The following is a 14148-nucleotide window of genomic DNA, read 5'->3' on the forward strand; positions in this document are numbered from 1 at the left end:
GGTTTTATTGATCAAAATGATTCGATTTAATATAGAAAGAGCGTGTTTTGATCTTTTCAAAACACGCTCTTTCATTTTTGTTCGGTGTTAACAGTATAAATACTGTCATCCCTTTGTTAAGCGGATCTTTAGCTTATTGTAAGCTTTTGACCGATTACAAGGTATTTTGCTGGGTCAAGCTGGTTAGCTTTAATGATTGTATCCACAGTTGTATTGTATTTTTGAGCTATTTTCCACAAAGTATCCCCAGATTGTACAGTATGAATAACGGGCTCAATAACTGGAGATTTTACCGGAATGTCCAAAGATTGACCGACAAATAAATGTTTTGCCGGGTCGAGCTTGTTGGCTGCAACAATCGCATCAATTGTAGTTCCAAACTTTTGGGCAATTTTCCATAAAGTATCCCCAGATTGTACTTTGTAAGCAGTTGATGGCTGTGGAGCAGGACTAGCCATCGGAATAACTAGTTTCTGTCCGATTGAAAGGTATTGATTCGGATCAAGCTTGTTCGTTTCAATGATTGACTGTGCAGTGACATTGTATTTCTGGGCAATTTTCCATAGCGTGTCGCCGGATTGAACGGTATGAATCGTTTGCTCTGACGGCGGAACCGGTTCTGGCGTAAAGTTTGGAACTTTTAGTGTCTGTCCCACGGTTAAATACTTATTCGGATCTAACTGGTTTAACTTGATGATTTCCGCAATAGTTGTTTTGTGTTTTTCAGCAATTTTCCATAAAGTATCGCCTGGCTGCACGATATAGTCAGTCGTATTTTGCTGCGAAGGTGACTCAGTAACGATTTCAACATCGTTCACATTTATTTTTCCAGATACGCCTTCTTTCACAAGGACATCATATTTTCCGTTTTCAACGGTTTCAGAAAGAAGCGGGAAGATGTCGCCTTTTTGCGCTACATATCCTTGTCCCAGTGGATCAATAGACATGCTTGCTTTTTCGCTAATGACACGAACATTTTTTTGCGGCTGCAAAATTTTAAATTCATAGCCGCCTTCAGATCTCAAAATTGAATGAGGGAAGGAAATATAACCTAAATTTGCACCTTCAATGACTAACAATTTAATGGTGAAATTCCCATTCGGGACTTTCCCGCCCATCATGTCAGTTCCATCCCAGTTAAAAGTATGCACACCGGGTTGAAGAGCCTGTTCAGTCATTACATTTTTCACATGTGCACCTGCAGCATTTGCAATATAGACGGAAACTTTTGCAGGTTCAGCAAGAGTAAACTGGCCTTCTGCTATATCATTTATCCCATCACCATCAGGTGTGATGACGGAGCTTTTAAAAGTGGCCTCTGTAACTAATTCCTTCAATCTCCATTGCGGAATATCATAATCGCCATCTTTAATAGTAATGATTCCAGCCTTTTCAGAACGCTGTATTGTTTCGGGATAATTGTAAGCTGTTTCGATTGTCTTAAAAACAACGTTATACTCCCCATCAGCTACAATTCTTCCGGACTTATCTGTGCCGTTCCAATTGAAGGTTTGAATGCCAGGTGTTAGCTTCATTTTATTGCCCAGAAAAATTTCATCTCCATTCTTCTGAATGCTAAGCTGAACTTCCGCTGGACGGTTAAGATTGTATTGAATTTGGGCAACACCAGAAGAATTACCGTATTTAGGTGAAAAAACGCCTGGATTTATAGAAACTTGATCAAACAGCGGTTTCGGATTAGGCTCTGATACAACCGTTAATTTTCCAAGCGGGTATCCGACCATTTGGTTTAAGTTTGCATCGGATAAATTAGCTTTAATCTGGTATTCTCCTGCTGGCAGCGGTTCTTTCTTCACATCGTCCCATGGAACCCAGTCGATCTTGTGAGTTGTTTTGTACTCAAATGAAGAAAGATTAATTTTTGCTTGGCGGCCATTCCCTTCAACTCTTAGGTAGCCGCGTGTTGGCTCGCTCGTTTTTAAATCAACTGTTACATAACCAGGGACACTTCTGCCTTGAAATGCAACTGTATTTGACGAGAGATGAAAAGAAACTACTTCTGCTTGTGCAGAGGCAAACTGTGGCATAGTTGCCGCAGCAATGATGAAAAGTATGGAAAAAATTCTGAATAATGATTTTGTCACTCTCGTTGCTCCTTCTTCCATTAAAATATATTACAACGTTTATATTAATCTGCTTTATAAAAAATCAGCAATGAAAAAATTTTTCCATGTCTTTGGAGCGCCGATAGGGAAATACTTTACTACACTAATAATCTACCAATCTAACTTGTTAAAAATTTACAAATTTCAATTGACATTGATAGTTAACTAAACATACAATTAATTATATTCGGAAAATTTTATAGTGGGAATGATGGTTATGACTCGCAAATTAAAATTAATGAGCATATTTTTCAAAAAGGCTGTATTTCAAACTCTTGTTTGAAGTATAGCCTTTTCTTTATCTCACTAATGTACTGAGGAGGAAGGAAATGGTTGTTTTATCTGATCACACTTTAACATTAAAGGAAGTTAATAACGAACTGAGGGGGAAGGACATGGTTACATTAACAGGAAATTCATTAACATTAGAGGAAGCAAGAAGGATTTTATTTGAAAAAGAAAAGGTAGAGGCATCTAAAGAAAGTATGGTAGCCGTGAAGGAAAGTCATGATGCTGTAAAGAAGATTGTGGAGGAAGAAAGAGTTATTTATGGAATCACTACAGGATTTGGGAAGTTTAGTGATGTTCTTATCGATCAGAAGGATGTAAAGGATTTACAGCTTAACCTTATCCGGTCACATGCTTGCGGAGTGGGAGAGCCATTTCCTGAGCCCGTCTCACGTGCCATGCTCCTATTTAGAGCGAATGCCTTGTTAAAAGGGTTTTCAGGTGCAAGACCCGTTGTTATTGAAAGATTGCTTGAGCTTGTGAATAGAGAAATCCACCCGGTAATTCCACAGCAAGGCTCGTTAGGAGCTAGCGGGGACTTAGCGCCGCTTTCTCATTTAGCTTTAGTTCTTGTCGGAGAGGGGGAGGTTTTTTACAAAGGAGAGAGAAAACCTTCCCTTGAGGTACTGATGGAAGAGGGCTTGGAGCCGCTAACGTTGGAAGCAAAGGAAGGTCTGGCTCTCATTAATGGTACACAGGCAATGACGGCTATGGGCGTTGTTGCGTATTTAGAAGCGGAAAGACTGGCCTACCAAAGTGAATTAATTGCGGCTGTGACAATGGAAGGATTAAATGGGATTATTGATGCCTTCGATGAAAAAATTCATTTGGCTAGAGGATATAAACAGCAAGTAGAAACAGCGAAAAGAATGAGAGAGTACTTATCGGGCAGCGGGCTCATCACGAAGCAAGGGGAAATTCGTGTTCAAGATGCTTATTCGATTCGTTGCATTCCACAGGTTCACGGGGCTTCATGGCAAGCATTAGACTATGTGAAAGAGAAGCTTGAAATTGAAATGAATGCAGCAACAGATAATCCGCTTATTTTTGACCAAGGGGAAAATATCTTTTCAGGCGGAAATTTCCATGGACAGCCGATCGCACTTGCCATGGATTTTATGAAAATTGCGGTTGCAGAGCTTGCTAATATTTCTGAACGCCGAATTGAAAGGTTAGTAAATCCCCAGTTGAATGACTTGCCGCCGTTTTTAAGCCCGGAACCAGGACTTCAATCTGGTGCTATGATTCTTCAATACTGTGCGGCTGCTTTAGTTTCTGAAAATAAAACTTTAGCTCATCCTGCTAGTGTTGATTCAATTCCATCTTCAGCAAACCAGGAAGATCATGTCAGTATGGGAACAATTGCCGCAAGACACGCTTATCAAATTATACAGAACGTGAATAATGTTCTAGCAATTGAGTTGATTTGTGCGCTTCAGGCTGCAGAGTTCAAAGGATTTGAAAAAATGGCGGAGAAAACAAAGAAATTTTATTTAGAAGCTAGAAAGGTTGTGCCATCTATTACAAAGGACCGGATTTTCTCGAAGGATACGGCAGCTTGTGCTGCTTGGCTGAAGGAGATTGATATAAACCTTCTGTAGGCTAGGAATTGAAAAGGTATGATGTTCAGGTTTATTGGACAGCTATTCTAGGAAGGTAATCAACCTGTCAATAAAAGTTTTTTGGACAGGTTTTCAGGAAAAGTGAAAAAGCTGTCCAGAAAAGTGTTTTATTTGGACAGGTTTTCGAGAAAAGTAAAAAAGCTGTCCAGAAAAGTGTTTTATTTGGACAGGTTTTCGAGAAAAGTAAAAAAGCTGTCCAATAAAGTTGATTAATTGGACAAGTATTCGAGAAAAGCCAAAAAGCTGTCCAAAAAGTTGCATGATTGGACAGCTTTTCGTCTATTTATCCCTAAATTCAGTACCATCGTGGCCTTCTATTCGATTTTTGAAGGCTTCTTGCACGACAAGAAATTCTTCATCCTCCTGTGCTTCTGTTGCTTTATTTTCGATTACGGAGTTGTCAGGGAAATTACCTGGGTGATTTTTATTTTTGTGGTTGAAACCCTTGCCTCGAGCCAATGTGTCCACTCCTTTCGGTATTCTCCACGTATTTTCCCCTGATACGTTAAATCGTATGTATGAAGAATGGATATCTTTTACGCTAAGGTATTCATATAAGCGGCTTTAAAAAGGGGGCTGCTCACTTTTTTTAAAAAAAAGATTCGAAATCATTATGTTTGTCCACTCAAAAATTTATCAATGACATACCTTATAGTAGCTGCTAGCGAAGGAGGGGATAAAAAATGTGTGGACGTGACCGTGACAGAGATCGAGACCGAGACAGAGACCGTGATGACAGAAGAAGACGCATCGATGCTGACAATGTATTTATTCGTGCAAATCGTGTAATTATCGAGGATGATGACAGAAGACGCGATAGACGTGATGATGTCAGAGGTATTTTTGATGACAGAAGAGACAGAAGAAATAGATGCTGCTGGTTCTAAAGCAATAAAAGGAGACAGGGAAGCACCCTGTCTTCTTTCTAATTTATCCTAGTATTCAATCACTAGAAAAAATAAGAAGTTTTACCTAAATCTTTAGTGGAAAATGTCGAAATAAGAAAGAGGGAGTATTTTTAAATAAAGATAGGTGAGGACATATGGATAAAACAACGTTAATTGGTTTAATATTGGGTATCATCGCTGTCGGAGTAGGGATGGTTTTGAAGGGAATAAGTCCTGCAGTACTATTTAACCCCGCAGCTTTATTAATTATTATACTTGGAACAGTTGCTACGGTTACAATTGCATTTCCGACTAGCGAAATAAAACGAATTCCAAAGTTATTCGGTATTATTTTTAAAGAGAAAAAACAAATGAATCCAGTTGATTTAATAAAAATGATTTCTGAATGGGCACAGCTTGCCAGAAAAGAAGGACTGCTTGCCCTTGAAGCAAAGACAAGTGAAATCGATGATCCATTCCTGAAAAATGGGCTTTCGCTAGCTGTAGATGGTCAAAGTGCAGATTACATACGGGACGTTTTGAATGAGGAAATTGAAGCTATGGAAGAGAGACATGCAGCGGGAGCGCAAATTTTCTCTCAGGCTGGAACCTATGCCCCGACACTTGGAGTATTGGGAGCTGTTGTCGGATTAATTGCAGCCCTTGGAAATATGAATGATACGGATTCATTAGGTCTTGCGATCAGTGCTGCGTTTGTAGCAACATTACTAGGAATTTTCACGGGATATGTCCTTTGGCATCCATTTGCTAACAAACTGAAAAGAAAATCCAAGCAGGAGTCAAAGCTAAAGACGATGATGATTGAAGGTGTTTTATCGGTTCTTGAAGGAGAGGCTCCGCGAGTGATTGAACAAAAATTAGCTTCTTACCTACCGGCAGGAGAAAGAAAAGTATTTCTTGAAGAAGGTGGCGTGAAGAAAGGTGAGTAGAAGGAAAAAGAAAGACCAAAAAGAGGAGCATGTTGATGAATCATGGTTGCTCCCTTATGCAGACTTATTAACCTTGCTGTTAGCCTTATTTATCGTTCTGTTCGCTTCAAGCTCAGTTGATGCTCAAAAGTTTCAGGCCATATCAAGGGCTTTTAATAGTGCATTTTCGGGAGGAACAGGGGTTTTTGATTTCCCAAGTCCAATACCTGAAGGGCAGATGCAGTCAACAGATGTTAAAGGTGATGATACGAAAAGTAAAGATGATCAGAAATACGAAGCGGAGTTACTTCAGCAAGCAGATCAACAGGAACTTACTAACATCCAAAATAAAGTAAATTCGTATATTGATCAGAATAACTTGACTGAAAAGCTTGAAACTTCCCTTACAGACGAAGGATTGCTCGTTTCTATTCGCGACAATGTATTATTTTCACCTGGAAGTGCTGACGTTAGGACGAATGATTTAAAGGTAGCAGGTGAAATTGCCGAGCTCCTTGTTATGGATCCCCCGCGGAATATTATCATTAGCGGGCATACAGACAATGTTCCAATCGGAAATGCACCGTTTGAATCAAACTGGGAATTAAGTGTGATGAGAGCGATAAACTTTATGAAAATCGTCCTGCAGAATGAAAAATTAGATCCAAGCTGGTTCAGTGCGAAGGGCTTTGGAGAATTTCAGCCCGTTGCATCTAATGATATGAGCGAGGGAAGAGCGAAAAATAGAAGAGTCGAAATATTAATATTGCCTAGAACCGGAAACTAAACCTTAATTGGTTTAGTTTTTTTTATGCCTTTGTTAAACAGAATTGTTGATAGACCGCGGGTTCGATTTACCTTCCGAAAAGCGGTTTTTGCTACGCAAAAAAGGTTTTCTCCAGGCAAAATCGCCCCGCTCTTTATCAATTACAACATCCTATTTTAACAGAACTAAAAAGGAAATCAGCCAACAAGCTGATTTCCTCCAATTAAACTTCTGATGTCTTTCTGGATTGTGGCAATAATGCATTCTTTCCGTGTAACAAAAAGTAAGCAAACAGAGCAAGAAAAATGACTCCGACTAAAATGAAATAGACAGTTGAAAAGCTTGTATAAGCGGCGATTATTCCGAGAACGTAAGAACCAAGTCCAATGCCAGTATCGAAAAATGTAAAGAATGTCGAAGTGGCTAGCCCTCTTCTTGAAGGATCAGAATTTTTAATGGCTATCGTTTGTAAGCAAGGAGTAAGGCTTCCATATCCTAAGCCGATTATGACCCCGGCAAGTAAAAATCCAAAGGTGGTAGTAGCCTGGCTAAGCAAAAACATCCCAATGGCAAATAAAATGATTGCCGGATAGACAATCTTATTTTCCCCATAAAGATCAAACCATCTTCCGGTAAAAGGCCGGGAAATAAGCATAGCAGCAGCATAAACAACAAAGAAGAAGCTAGCAGCTTCGATTAAACCAAGCTCTTTTGCATAAACAGATATAAACGCAAGAATTCCAGAATAACTAATAGCAAGAATTCCAGCCACGATTGAAACAGGAATTGCTTTCTTCTCAAATAAGCTGGCAAACGATAACTTTGGCTGCTGAGCTGTTTTTGACACGATCGTATTCCCTTTAGGCAATTGTACAGCGAATGAAAGAAGTATGGCTAGGAATGATAAAATGGAACATAAAATAAACAGCGAGTTAAAGCTCGCGTACTGAATAATAGTTAAACCAGCAAAAGGCCCCATTACCATGGCTAGGTTCATAAACATCGAATAATAGCCAAGTCCTTCCCCTTTTCTTTCATTTGGTACAATATCAGCTGCAATCGCACCAGCTGCTGTAGTCACCATCCCAAACCCGATGCCGTGAACGAATCGTAAAATAAGCAAAGCCGGCATTGTATTCGCCCAAAAATAAAAAATACTGGAAACGAAAAACAAGATCAGTGCAATTAGAAGAATCTTTTTCCGACCAATTTCATCAAGCCATTTTCCTGAAAATGGTCTGATCAACACCGCTGCTATGAGGAAAACGGAAGTAATCAATCCTACTTGGGTTCCGTTCCCATTTAAATCGTCCAATACATAAATCGGCAGTGTTGTCAGCAAAATATAAAAGCCGATAAACATAAAAAAGCTTGTAATTGAAATACTTAAAAAGTCCTTTGTCCATAATGGTTGCTTTTTCATAGATGTCCTCCTAAAAATTTCCATCAGATATAACTTAAAGATTGACTGACATCTTTTTCAAAATTGACAGCATTTCTGTGGTCTCTTGATCAGAAATATTTTTTAAAACTTGTTCCTCACATGACCGTACAGTTTGAAGCCAAGTATCATACATATCGTTAGCTGCCTCAGTAAGTATTATTTGTTTTTCTCGTTTGTCGATGCCGGTCTTTTTTGTTATCCAGCCTGATTTTTCCATTCTTGCTAGCGACCGCGTCATTGTCGGCGCCTCAACTCCTAGATAATGGGACAATTCCTTTTGAGTGGCTGGCCCATTCGTCTTAAGTAAATATATAATTGTCCATTGAGCTGTGTATAATCCAAGAGGAGTTAATGCTTCATTTAGGACTTTTGAAAAGTGCCGGCTAAACTGGTTAATCGAATGAAAAAGATTATTTTGTATTTGATGCAAAAAAATCACCCTTCAAAATTAGTTACCTAGCTAATTATATTCCTGATTCCTTTTTCTGTCTAGTTAATAACAATAATTGAATAATTAAAAGTGGGGAAAGGTAGAAGGGAATAATCAGTAATCCCTATTTAAAAAAGGGCTATAAAAAAGATATTGCATAAATTAAAACAAATGTTTATAATTAAAACAAAAGTTTATTAAATAATAAGGGCTGAATCATTATGAACCAAAAAGAGTCGTTAATATTACAGCTTATTGAGGAAAATCCTTTTATCTCACAAAATGAGATTTCTGAAAAGACGGGGTTGTCCCGATCAGCGGTTGCCGGCTATATTTCATCTTTAACAAAAGAGGGAAAGCTTCTCGGCAGAGCCTATGTGCTTCCAAAACGGAAGCATATCGTCTGTATTGGGGGATCCAATGTGGATAGAAAAATACAGACACTTCAAACGCTCCAGCTTGGCACATCCAATCCTGCTGAAAGTTCGCAATCATTTGGCGGGGTGGCTAGAAATATTGCAGAGAACCTAGGAAGATTAGGATGCGATGTCGCTCTTATGACTGCAGTCGGTGAGGACGGAGAAGGCGATTGGCTGCTGGAGCATACAAAATCGTATGCAGACATTAGTCCATCCCAAGCTTTCTCGAATGCTGCTACAGGAACATATACCGCCGTGTTAGATCATGAGGGTGAAATGGCGATTGCTCTAGCAGACATGTCAATCTATGATTTGGTTGACATTGATTTTGTAGAGAGAAAATGGGGACATATTGCTTCATCAGATTTAGTTGTTATTGATACGAACTTTCCAGCAGAAGTCATTAAGCAGCTAATCGTTCGTTGTCATGAAGCAAAAATTCCAGTTTGTATTACACCTGTCTCTGCGCCAAAAGTAAAGAAGCTTCCAAAAAGCCTGGCTGGAGTCACGTGGTTAATTGCCAATAAGGACGAGGCAGAAGCCTTATCTGAAATGGAAATTAAGAATGATAGCGATTTTTTCAAGGCAGCAGAAAAAATGCTGGAAAAGGGTGTAGAAAAGGTCGTTATCACTAGAGGAGATAAAGGTCTCATTTACTCTACACAAAATGGTGAGTCTGGAACAGTCCTTCCGCCAAAAATTCAAGTGGAAGATGTAACAGGTGCTGGTGATTCTCTAGTCTCGGGAATCATGTATGCACATTTACAAGGATTAGGTATCGAAAATGCTTGTAAAATAGGGATATCCTGTTCTGTTATTACACTGCAATCTCACGAAACTGTGAATCCGAATTTAAATCAAGTTCACTTGCAAGAAACTTATAACCAATACTTTAAATAAGGGAGTTTTGCCATTATGTTAGAAAACTGGATCGAATACTCAGAAGAAGTACAAGAAGCAAAGAAAGCAAACAAACCAATTGTTGCATTAGAATCTACAATCATTTCACACGGAATGCCTTACCCGCAAAACGTACAAACGGCTAGAGAAGTGGAAGAGATTGTCCGCAAAAACGGTGCGGTTCCAGCAACAATTGCGATTTTAGGTGGAAAAATTAAAATCGGTCTTTCTGATGAAGAGTTAGAATACTTAGGACAAGCCAAAGATGTCGCGAAAGCTAGCCGCCGTGACCTGGCATACCTAGTAGCGCAAAAGAAAGATGGTGCTACAACAGTTGCAACGACAATGATTTGCGCAGAGCTTGCAGGTATTGAATTATTCGTTACAGGCGGAATCGGCGGGGTTCACCGTGAAGCAGAAACTACAATGGATATTTCTGCTGACCTTCAAGAATTAGCACAAACAAACGTAGCTGTCGTATGTGCAGGTGCTAAATCGATTCTTGATATCGGCTTAACATTAGAATATTTAGAAACACATGGTGTTCCTGTTGTCGGATATGAAACAGATGTCCTTCCTGCATTCTATACACGTACAAGTCCTTTTGGCCTGCACCAACGTGTAGACACTCCTGAAGATGCAGCAGCTATTATCCGTACAAAATGGGAGCTTGGCCTTAACGGCGGTGTTGTCATTGCTAACCCAATCCCAGAAGCGGATGCAATGGAAGAAGCATTCATTACAAATGTCATTGAATCTGCATTAAAAGAAGCGAAGGAAAACAATATCGCTGGTAAAGAAGTAACGCCATTCCTTTTAGGAAAAGTAAAAGAACTTACAGAAGGTACAAGCTTAACAGCTAATATTGCACTTGTGAAGCATAATGCCGAAGTTGGTTCTAGAATTGCAGTTAGCTTACAAAAATAATAAGTTTTCATAATAAAATGGCCAACTCCTCCGGTTCTTAGCTAACCGTGCGGATTGGCCATTTTAATTTGTAACGGGTTTTTCTGTTCGATGTGCGGTTAACACATAGCGATAAGGGGCGTCACCAATATAGGAAAAGGGATAACAGGTGGAGACTGTTAGTGTTTCTGTAGGTGCGGTAGATTTGATAACAGTTGTATCATTTGCTTCGACAATTTGGGAGCCTGTAATTTCGTAGCTAAAGGAGCCATATGGCATGATGACGTGAAATACATCCCCATTTCTTAAATCTCCGAGTCGGCGAAAGACAGTTTCCCGGTGGCCGGAAAGCAGAATTTGATCAGGCTGTCCTGGCAGAGCCGTACTGGAGTAATGGCCAACTCCTTTTTCTAGTTCATATTCGCTCGTCCCTTCAACAATCGGAAGCTCAACTTGAAGTTTAGGGATTTCTAAAATTCCGATCACCTCTCCTTTTTTGAATGAGTTAATAATCTCCTTTTGTTCATTTTGAAGATCAAGATCATGTTCCTGTTCTTGAGACTTAATTTGGACTTTCTCTTTAGCTTCTATTAAAGAAGTTTTTTTGTTCTTCTCATGGATATAAATATCTTTTATTGAGAAAAGTACAAGTCCCATCCCCGTTAACATAATGATTGAAGCGGAAATAAGAACGAATTGTTTCTTGGCAAACACTTATTCATTGCCCCCGTTCATGTTCTTAAATTTAATAAAATCCAAATAATGAGCAAATTCCTCTTTCGTCACTCCATTATCAATCGCATCATGGACCAATTCAATCCATTCACGATCTACTTGAATCATCTCAGTTGGCTCTGCTTTTTTTCTCTGATCCAATAAATCCTCAACATCCGTATCAAGAGTTTTTGCTAGTCTTGATAACACTTGCAGAGATGGATTTTGTTGAATGCCTCTTTCTATGTAACTTAAATAGGATTTAGATACACCCGCTTTTTCGGACAGCTCATTGATGGATAACCCCTTTTCTATTCTTAACCTCTTTATACGGATTCCAACCATATATTTAATCCCCTTTTATTTATTAAACTGCATTTTCATTATAACGAACAAAGTGTTCAATAAAAAATACGGAATATTGAGAAAACTAAAGAATAACATAGTAAACAAAAGAAAAATGTTCTTTAAAACGAAAAAACGGGGGAATTTGATTTTTTATAAAATAGGAATATTAGACTATACTCTATGAGAAGGTTCTGTAAAAAGAACAAAAATTCCATTGTAGGTGGTGTCATGTATGTATCAAAAAAACTGTGATCAATGCCATCGACCATCTTATAGCAGCAGCGAAATAGGAAGTTGGCTGTGCCCTGTTTGCGGAAAAGATTTAACAGCGTACCCATTTTTTGATGCTTTGACCATGGAAAGAATTCATATAAAGGCAGTACCGTATCGGAAGAAAATAGAAAAATATGATTTTAAACAATTAAGGTAATCATTTAATTTAATAAGAACTAATTTTAGGGGGAGAGCAGTCTAATGGAGACTAAGGTACTCAATGATAAGTTAGATATGGAATGGATCGAGCTTATACTAGAGGCAAAAAAATTAGGAGTTGAAAAAGAAGATGTTCGCGATTTCCTTCAAAATTACATTTTAAACGAGCCTTTACCTAATAAGTCGATATGCTAATACACGATAGAATAATAGTATAACCTCGAGTATTTCTTACAAGGATTTTTTTATTCCTTTTAAGAGATACTCTTTTTTTGTCTCTTTGCAATGTTAATTAGAAGTTCTATAGAGAGAACAAAAGTGTTCTAAATAAATTACAAAATAGTTAGAAAACAAGAGAAATATCAAGGAAACAAGCATAAAACGTTCTTTACATAGAAAAAATGGCCGTTTTTGGGGTTTTTAAAATTAAGGCTTTTGACATATACTCAAATCAGCAAGTTCGTTAAAGAGAACAAAAAACTTAATCTAACTTGGAATTGTTCCTTTTTATGAACAAAGCAACGGAATGTATTTGACTGAATTTGTTAGGAACCAAACTTAATATAACGAAAGTTTCAAGGGGTGAAAGTAATGAAGAAAGTAATGAAAGGATTAAGTAATGCAATTACGGTACTACTGTTTTTACTAGTAATATTGATGGCTGTTTTAGTAATTTCCTCTAAAGCTTCAGGAGGAGAGCCACAAATATTAGGATACCAGCTGAAAAATGTACTATCAGGATCAATGGAACCGACTTTTAAAACTGGTTCAATCATCGCTGTTAAACCTGCTGGAGATAAAACTAGATTCCAAAAGAATGATGTCATCACATACATGGAAGATGAACAAAAAATCGTTACTCATAGAGTCATTGATGTTGTAAAAAGAGGCGACCATGTAATGTATCAAACTAAAGGTGATAATAACGAACATCCAGATTCCAATCTCATTCTCTCAGAGAATGTAGTGGGTGAATACACAGGATTTTCGATTCCATATATAGGTTATTTTATAGACTTTGCAAAATCAAAAGCTGGAACAGCAGCTCTACTAATTGGGCCGGGAGTTTTATTACTCCTATATTCTGCAATATCAATATTTAAGGCTCTGAAAGAAATAGAGCATGCAACAAAGAGAAGAGATGAAAACCAGGGACCAGAAAAAACTGCTTAATTATGGTTGTTCTCCTTATGAAAACATAAGGATTTCAATAAAAAAACTACATACCTCGTAAAAAAACGAGGGAGAAACCAAGGAGGAAGAAAAATGTCAATCAAAAAGAAATTAGGTTTAGGAGTAGCATCAGCAGCACTAGGATTATCATTAATTGGTGGAGGAACTTGGGCAGCGTTTAACGATGTTGAAACAATGCAAAATCGTGTGCAGGCGGGAGTACTAAATTTGGAGATTGGTAATAAAGTTACAGGTGAAATGAAGGTAAAGAAATTGATTCCTGGGGATACAATGACTAGAGAATTCACTTTACAAAATCAAGGTAATCTAAATATTCCGGATGTTTGGTTAACAGTTGATCCTGCGGATGAAACAATTCCTGGCTTCTATGGTGAACTAGCAGTAACTATTCTTAATTCTGACAATCAAAACAAATTGGCAGGAATTACTCCAACAGGTGTACGTGATGACAACACGAAATATGTTTCTATGCAGGATTTAATTGATTATGCAAATAATAATAAATTTGATATTTCTAGTGACAATTTAAATAACGGAGATAAAGACTTTGACGGTAGAGATGCAGATACAATTAAAATCAAAGTTGAATTTGTTGATAAGAAGGCAGATACCGACGGTGATGGTGAATATGATCAAAATAAGTACCAAAATGCGGTTGCCGAATTTAACTTCAACTTCGAAGCAGTACAAGAAGCTGGTTCTGAAAGAGCAAACAACTAATAAAGGAATGAAAGGTGGGTTAA

The 14148-nt window shown here is 38.2% G+C and carries 16 protein-coding genes; 10 read left to right on the forward strand and 6 right to left on the reverse strand.

The window, feature by feature from the left end:
- Window positions 1-128 precede the first annotated feature (128 nt).
- A complete protein-coding gene (locus tag RRV45_RS05005) occupies window positions 129-2105 on the reverse strand; it encodes a LysM peptidoglycan-binding domain-containing protein (protein ID WP_315667669.1) in 1977 nt (658 codons plus the stop codon).
- A gap of 416 nt (window positions 2106-2521) precedes the next feature.
- Here RRV45_RS05005 and hutH point away from each other — a divergent pair, with 416 nt between their 5' ends.
- Window positions 2522-4015: a histidine ammonia-lyase gene (gene hutH / locus RRV45_RS05010; RefSeq protein WP_315668935.1), complete on the forward strand. Its 1494-nt coding sequence runs from the start codon at window positions 2522-2524 to the stop codon at window positions 4013-4015.
- A gap of 300 nt (window positions 4016-4315) precedes the next feature.
- Here hutH and RRV45_RS05015 read toward each other — a convergent pair whose 3' ends face one another.
- The gene (locus tag RRV45_RS05015) at window positions 4316-4504 is read right to left on the reverse strand and encodes a hypothetical protein (RefSeq protein ID WP_315667670.1); all 189 of its coding nucleotides are present in this window, start codon (window positions 4502-4504) and stop codon (window positions 4316-4318) included.
- 215 nt (window positions 4505-4719) lie between these two features.
- Between RRV45_RS05015 and RRV45_RS05020 the strand changes: the two genes are divergently transcribed.
- The 3 genes from RRV45_RS05020 (at window position 4720) to motB (ending at window position 6639) form a co-directional block, all read left to right on the forward strand.
- Window positions 4720-4923: a hypothetical protein gene (locus RRV45_RS05020; protein WP_315667671.1), complete on the forward strand. Its 204-nt coding sequence runs from the start codon at window positions 4720-4722 to the stop codon at window positions 4921-4923.
- Between the two features lie 155 nt (window positions 4924-5078).
- Entirely contained in the window at window positions 5079-5873 is a 795-nt protein-coding gene (motA, locus tag RRV45_RS05025) for a flagellar motor stator protein MotA (protein WP_315667672.1), read from the forward strand.
- Window positions 5866-6639 (forward strand): flagellar motor protein MotB, encoded by a 774-nt coding sequence (motB, locus tag RRV45_RS05030; RefSeq protein WP_315667673.1) that lies wholly within the window; start codon window positions 5866-5868, stop codon window positions 6637-6639. Before motA ends, motB begins: the two co-directional genes overlap by 8 nt.
- A gap of 202 nt (window positions 6640-6841) precedes the next feature.
- Here motB and RRV45_RS05035 read toward each other — a convergent pair whose 3' ends face one another.
- Window positions 6842-8041, reverse strand: coding sequence for an MFS transporter (locus tag RRV45_RS05035; RefSeq protein ID WP_315667674.1), 1200 nt, complete (start codon window positions 8039-8041; stop codon window positions 6842-6844).
- A gap of 34 nt (window positions 8042-8075) precedes the next feature.
- Window positions 8076-8492: a MarR family winged helix-turn-helix transcriptional regulator gene (locus RRV45_RS05040; protein ID WP_410489333.1), complete on the reverse strand. Its 417-nt coding sequence runs from the start codon at window positions 8490-8492 to the stop codon at window positions 8076-8078.
- Between the two features lie 221 nt (window positions 8493-8713).
- Here RRV45_RS05040 and RRV45_RS05045 point away from each other — a divergent pair, with 221 nt between their 5' ends.
- The gene (locus RRV45_RS05045) at window positions 8714-9811 is read left to right on the forward strand and encodes a carbohydrate kinase (RefSeq protein WP_315667676.1); all 1098 of its coding nucleotides are present in this window, start codon (window positions 8714-8716) and stop codon (window positions 9809-9811) included.
- A 15-nt stretch (window positions 9812-9826) separates the two neighbouring features.
- Complete coding sequence (locus tag RRV45_RS05050) at window positions 9827-10738, forward strand: pseudouridine-5'-phosphate glycosidase (protein WP_315667677.1); 912 nt, start codon at window positions 9827-9829, stop codon at window positions 10736-10738.
- 63 nt (window positions 10739-10801) lie between these two features.
- Here the strand turns inward: RRV45_RS05050 and RRV45_RS05055 are convergent, their stop codons facing one another.
- Window positions 10802-11431, reverse strand: a complete 630-nt coding sequence (locus RRV45_RS05055; protein ID WP_315667678.1) for a class D sortase — start codon at window positions 11429-11431, stop codon at window positions 10802-10804.
- Window positions 11432-11776, reverse strand: a complete 345-nt coding sequence (locus RRV45_RS05060; RefSeq protein WP_315667680.1) for a helix-turn-helix domain-containing protein — start codon at window positions 11774-11776, stop codon at window positions 11432-11434.
- A 235-nt stretch (window positions 11777-12011) separates the two neighbouring features.
- On the opposite strand from RRV45_RS05060, the gene RRV45_RS05065 reads away from it, so the two are divergent.
- The 4 genes from RRV45_RS05065 (at window position 12012) to RRV45_RS05080 (ending at window position 14125) form a co-directional block, all read left to right on the forward strand.
- Window positions 12012-12209, forward strand: a complete 198-nt coding sequence (locus tag RRV45_RS05065) for a hypothetical protein (RefSeq protein ID WP_315667681.1) — start codon at window positions 12012-12014, stop codon at window positions 12207-12209.
- 44 nt (window positions 12210-12253) lie between these two features.
- Window positions 12254-12406, forward strand: coding sequence for an anti-repressor SinI family protein (locus RRV45_RS05070; protein ID WP_315667683.1), 153 nt, complete (start codon window positions 12254-12256; stop codon window positions 12404-12406).
- Window positions 12407-12802: 396 nt separating this feature from the next.
- Complete coding sequence (sipW, locus tag RRV45_RS05075; protein ID WP_315667684.1) at window positions 12803-13384, forward strand: signal peptidase I SipW; 582 nt, start codon at window positions 12803-12805, stop codon at window positions 13382-13384.
- A gap of 93 nt (window positions 13385-13477) precedes the next feature.
- Window positions 13478-14125, forward strand: a complete 648-nt coding sequence (locus RRV45_RS05080) for a TasA family protein (RefSeq protein WP_315667685.1) — start codon at window positions 13478-13480, stop codon at window positions 14123-14125.
- Window positions 14126-14148: the final 23 nt, after the last annotated feature.

It is taken from the genome of Bacillus sp. DTU_2020_1000418_1_SI_GHA_SEK_038 (assembly GCF_032341175.1).
Classification (GTDB): domain Bacteria; phylum Bacillota; class Bacilli; order Bacillales; family Cytobacillaceae; genus Cytobacillus.

Coding starts and splice junctions, on each gene's coding strand:
- hutH (WP_315668935.1), top strand. CDS start 2,522: ATGGTTACATTAACAGGAAATTCATTAACATTAGAGGAAGCAAGAAGG.
- RRV45_RS05020 (WP_315667671.1), top strand. CDS start 4,720: ATGTGTGGACGTGACCGTGACAGAGATCGAGACCGAGACAGAGACCGT.
- motA (WP_315667672.1), top strand. CDS start 5,079: ATGGATAAAACAACGTTAATTGGTTTAATATTGGGTATCATCGCTGTC.
- RRV45_RS05035 (WP_315667674.1), bottom strand. CDS start 8,041: ATGAAAAAGCAACCATTATGGACAAAGGACTTTTTAAGTATTTCAATT.
- RRV45_RS05045 (WP_315667676.1), top strand. CDS start 8,714: ATGAACCAAAAAGAGTCGTTAATATTACAGCTTATTGAGGAAAATCCT.
- RRV45_RS05050 (WP_315667677.1), top strand. CDS start 9,827: ATGTTAGAAAACTGGATCGAATACTCAGAAGAAGTACAAGAAGCAAAG.
- RRV45_RS05060 (WP_315667680.1), bottom strand. CDS start 11,776: ATGGTTGGAATCCGTATAAAGAGGTTAAGAATAGAAAAGGGGTTATCC.
- RRV45_RS05065 (WP_315667681.1), top strand. CDS start 12,012: ATGTATCAAAAAAACTGTGATCAATGCCATCGACCATCTTATAGCAGC.
- RRV45_RS05070 (WP_315667683.1), top strand. CDS start 12,254: ATGGAGACTAAGGTACTCAATGATAAGTTAGATATGGAATGGATCGAG.
- sipW (WP_315667684.1), top strand. CDS start 12,803: ATGAAGAAAGTAATGAAAGGATTAAGTAATGCAATTACGGTACTACTG.
- RRV45_RS05080 (WP_315667685.1), top strand. CDS start 13,478: ATGTCAATCAAAAAGAAATTAGGTTTAGGAGTAGCATCAGCAGCACTA.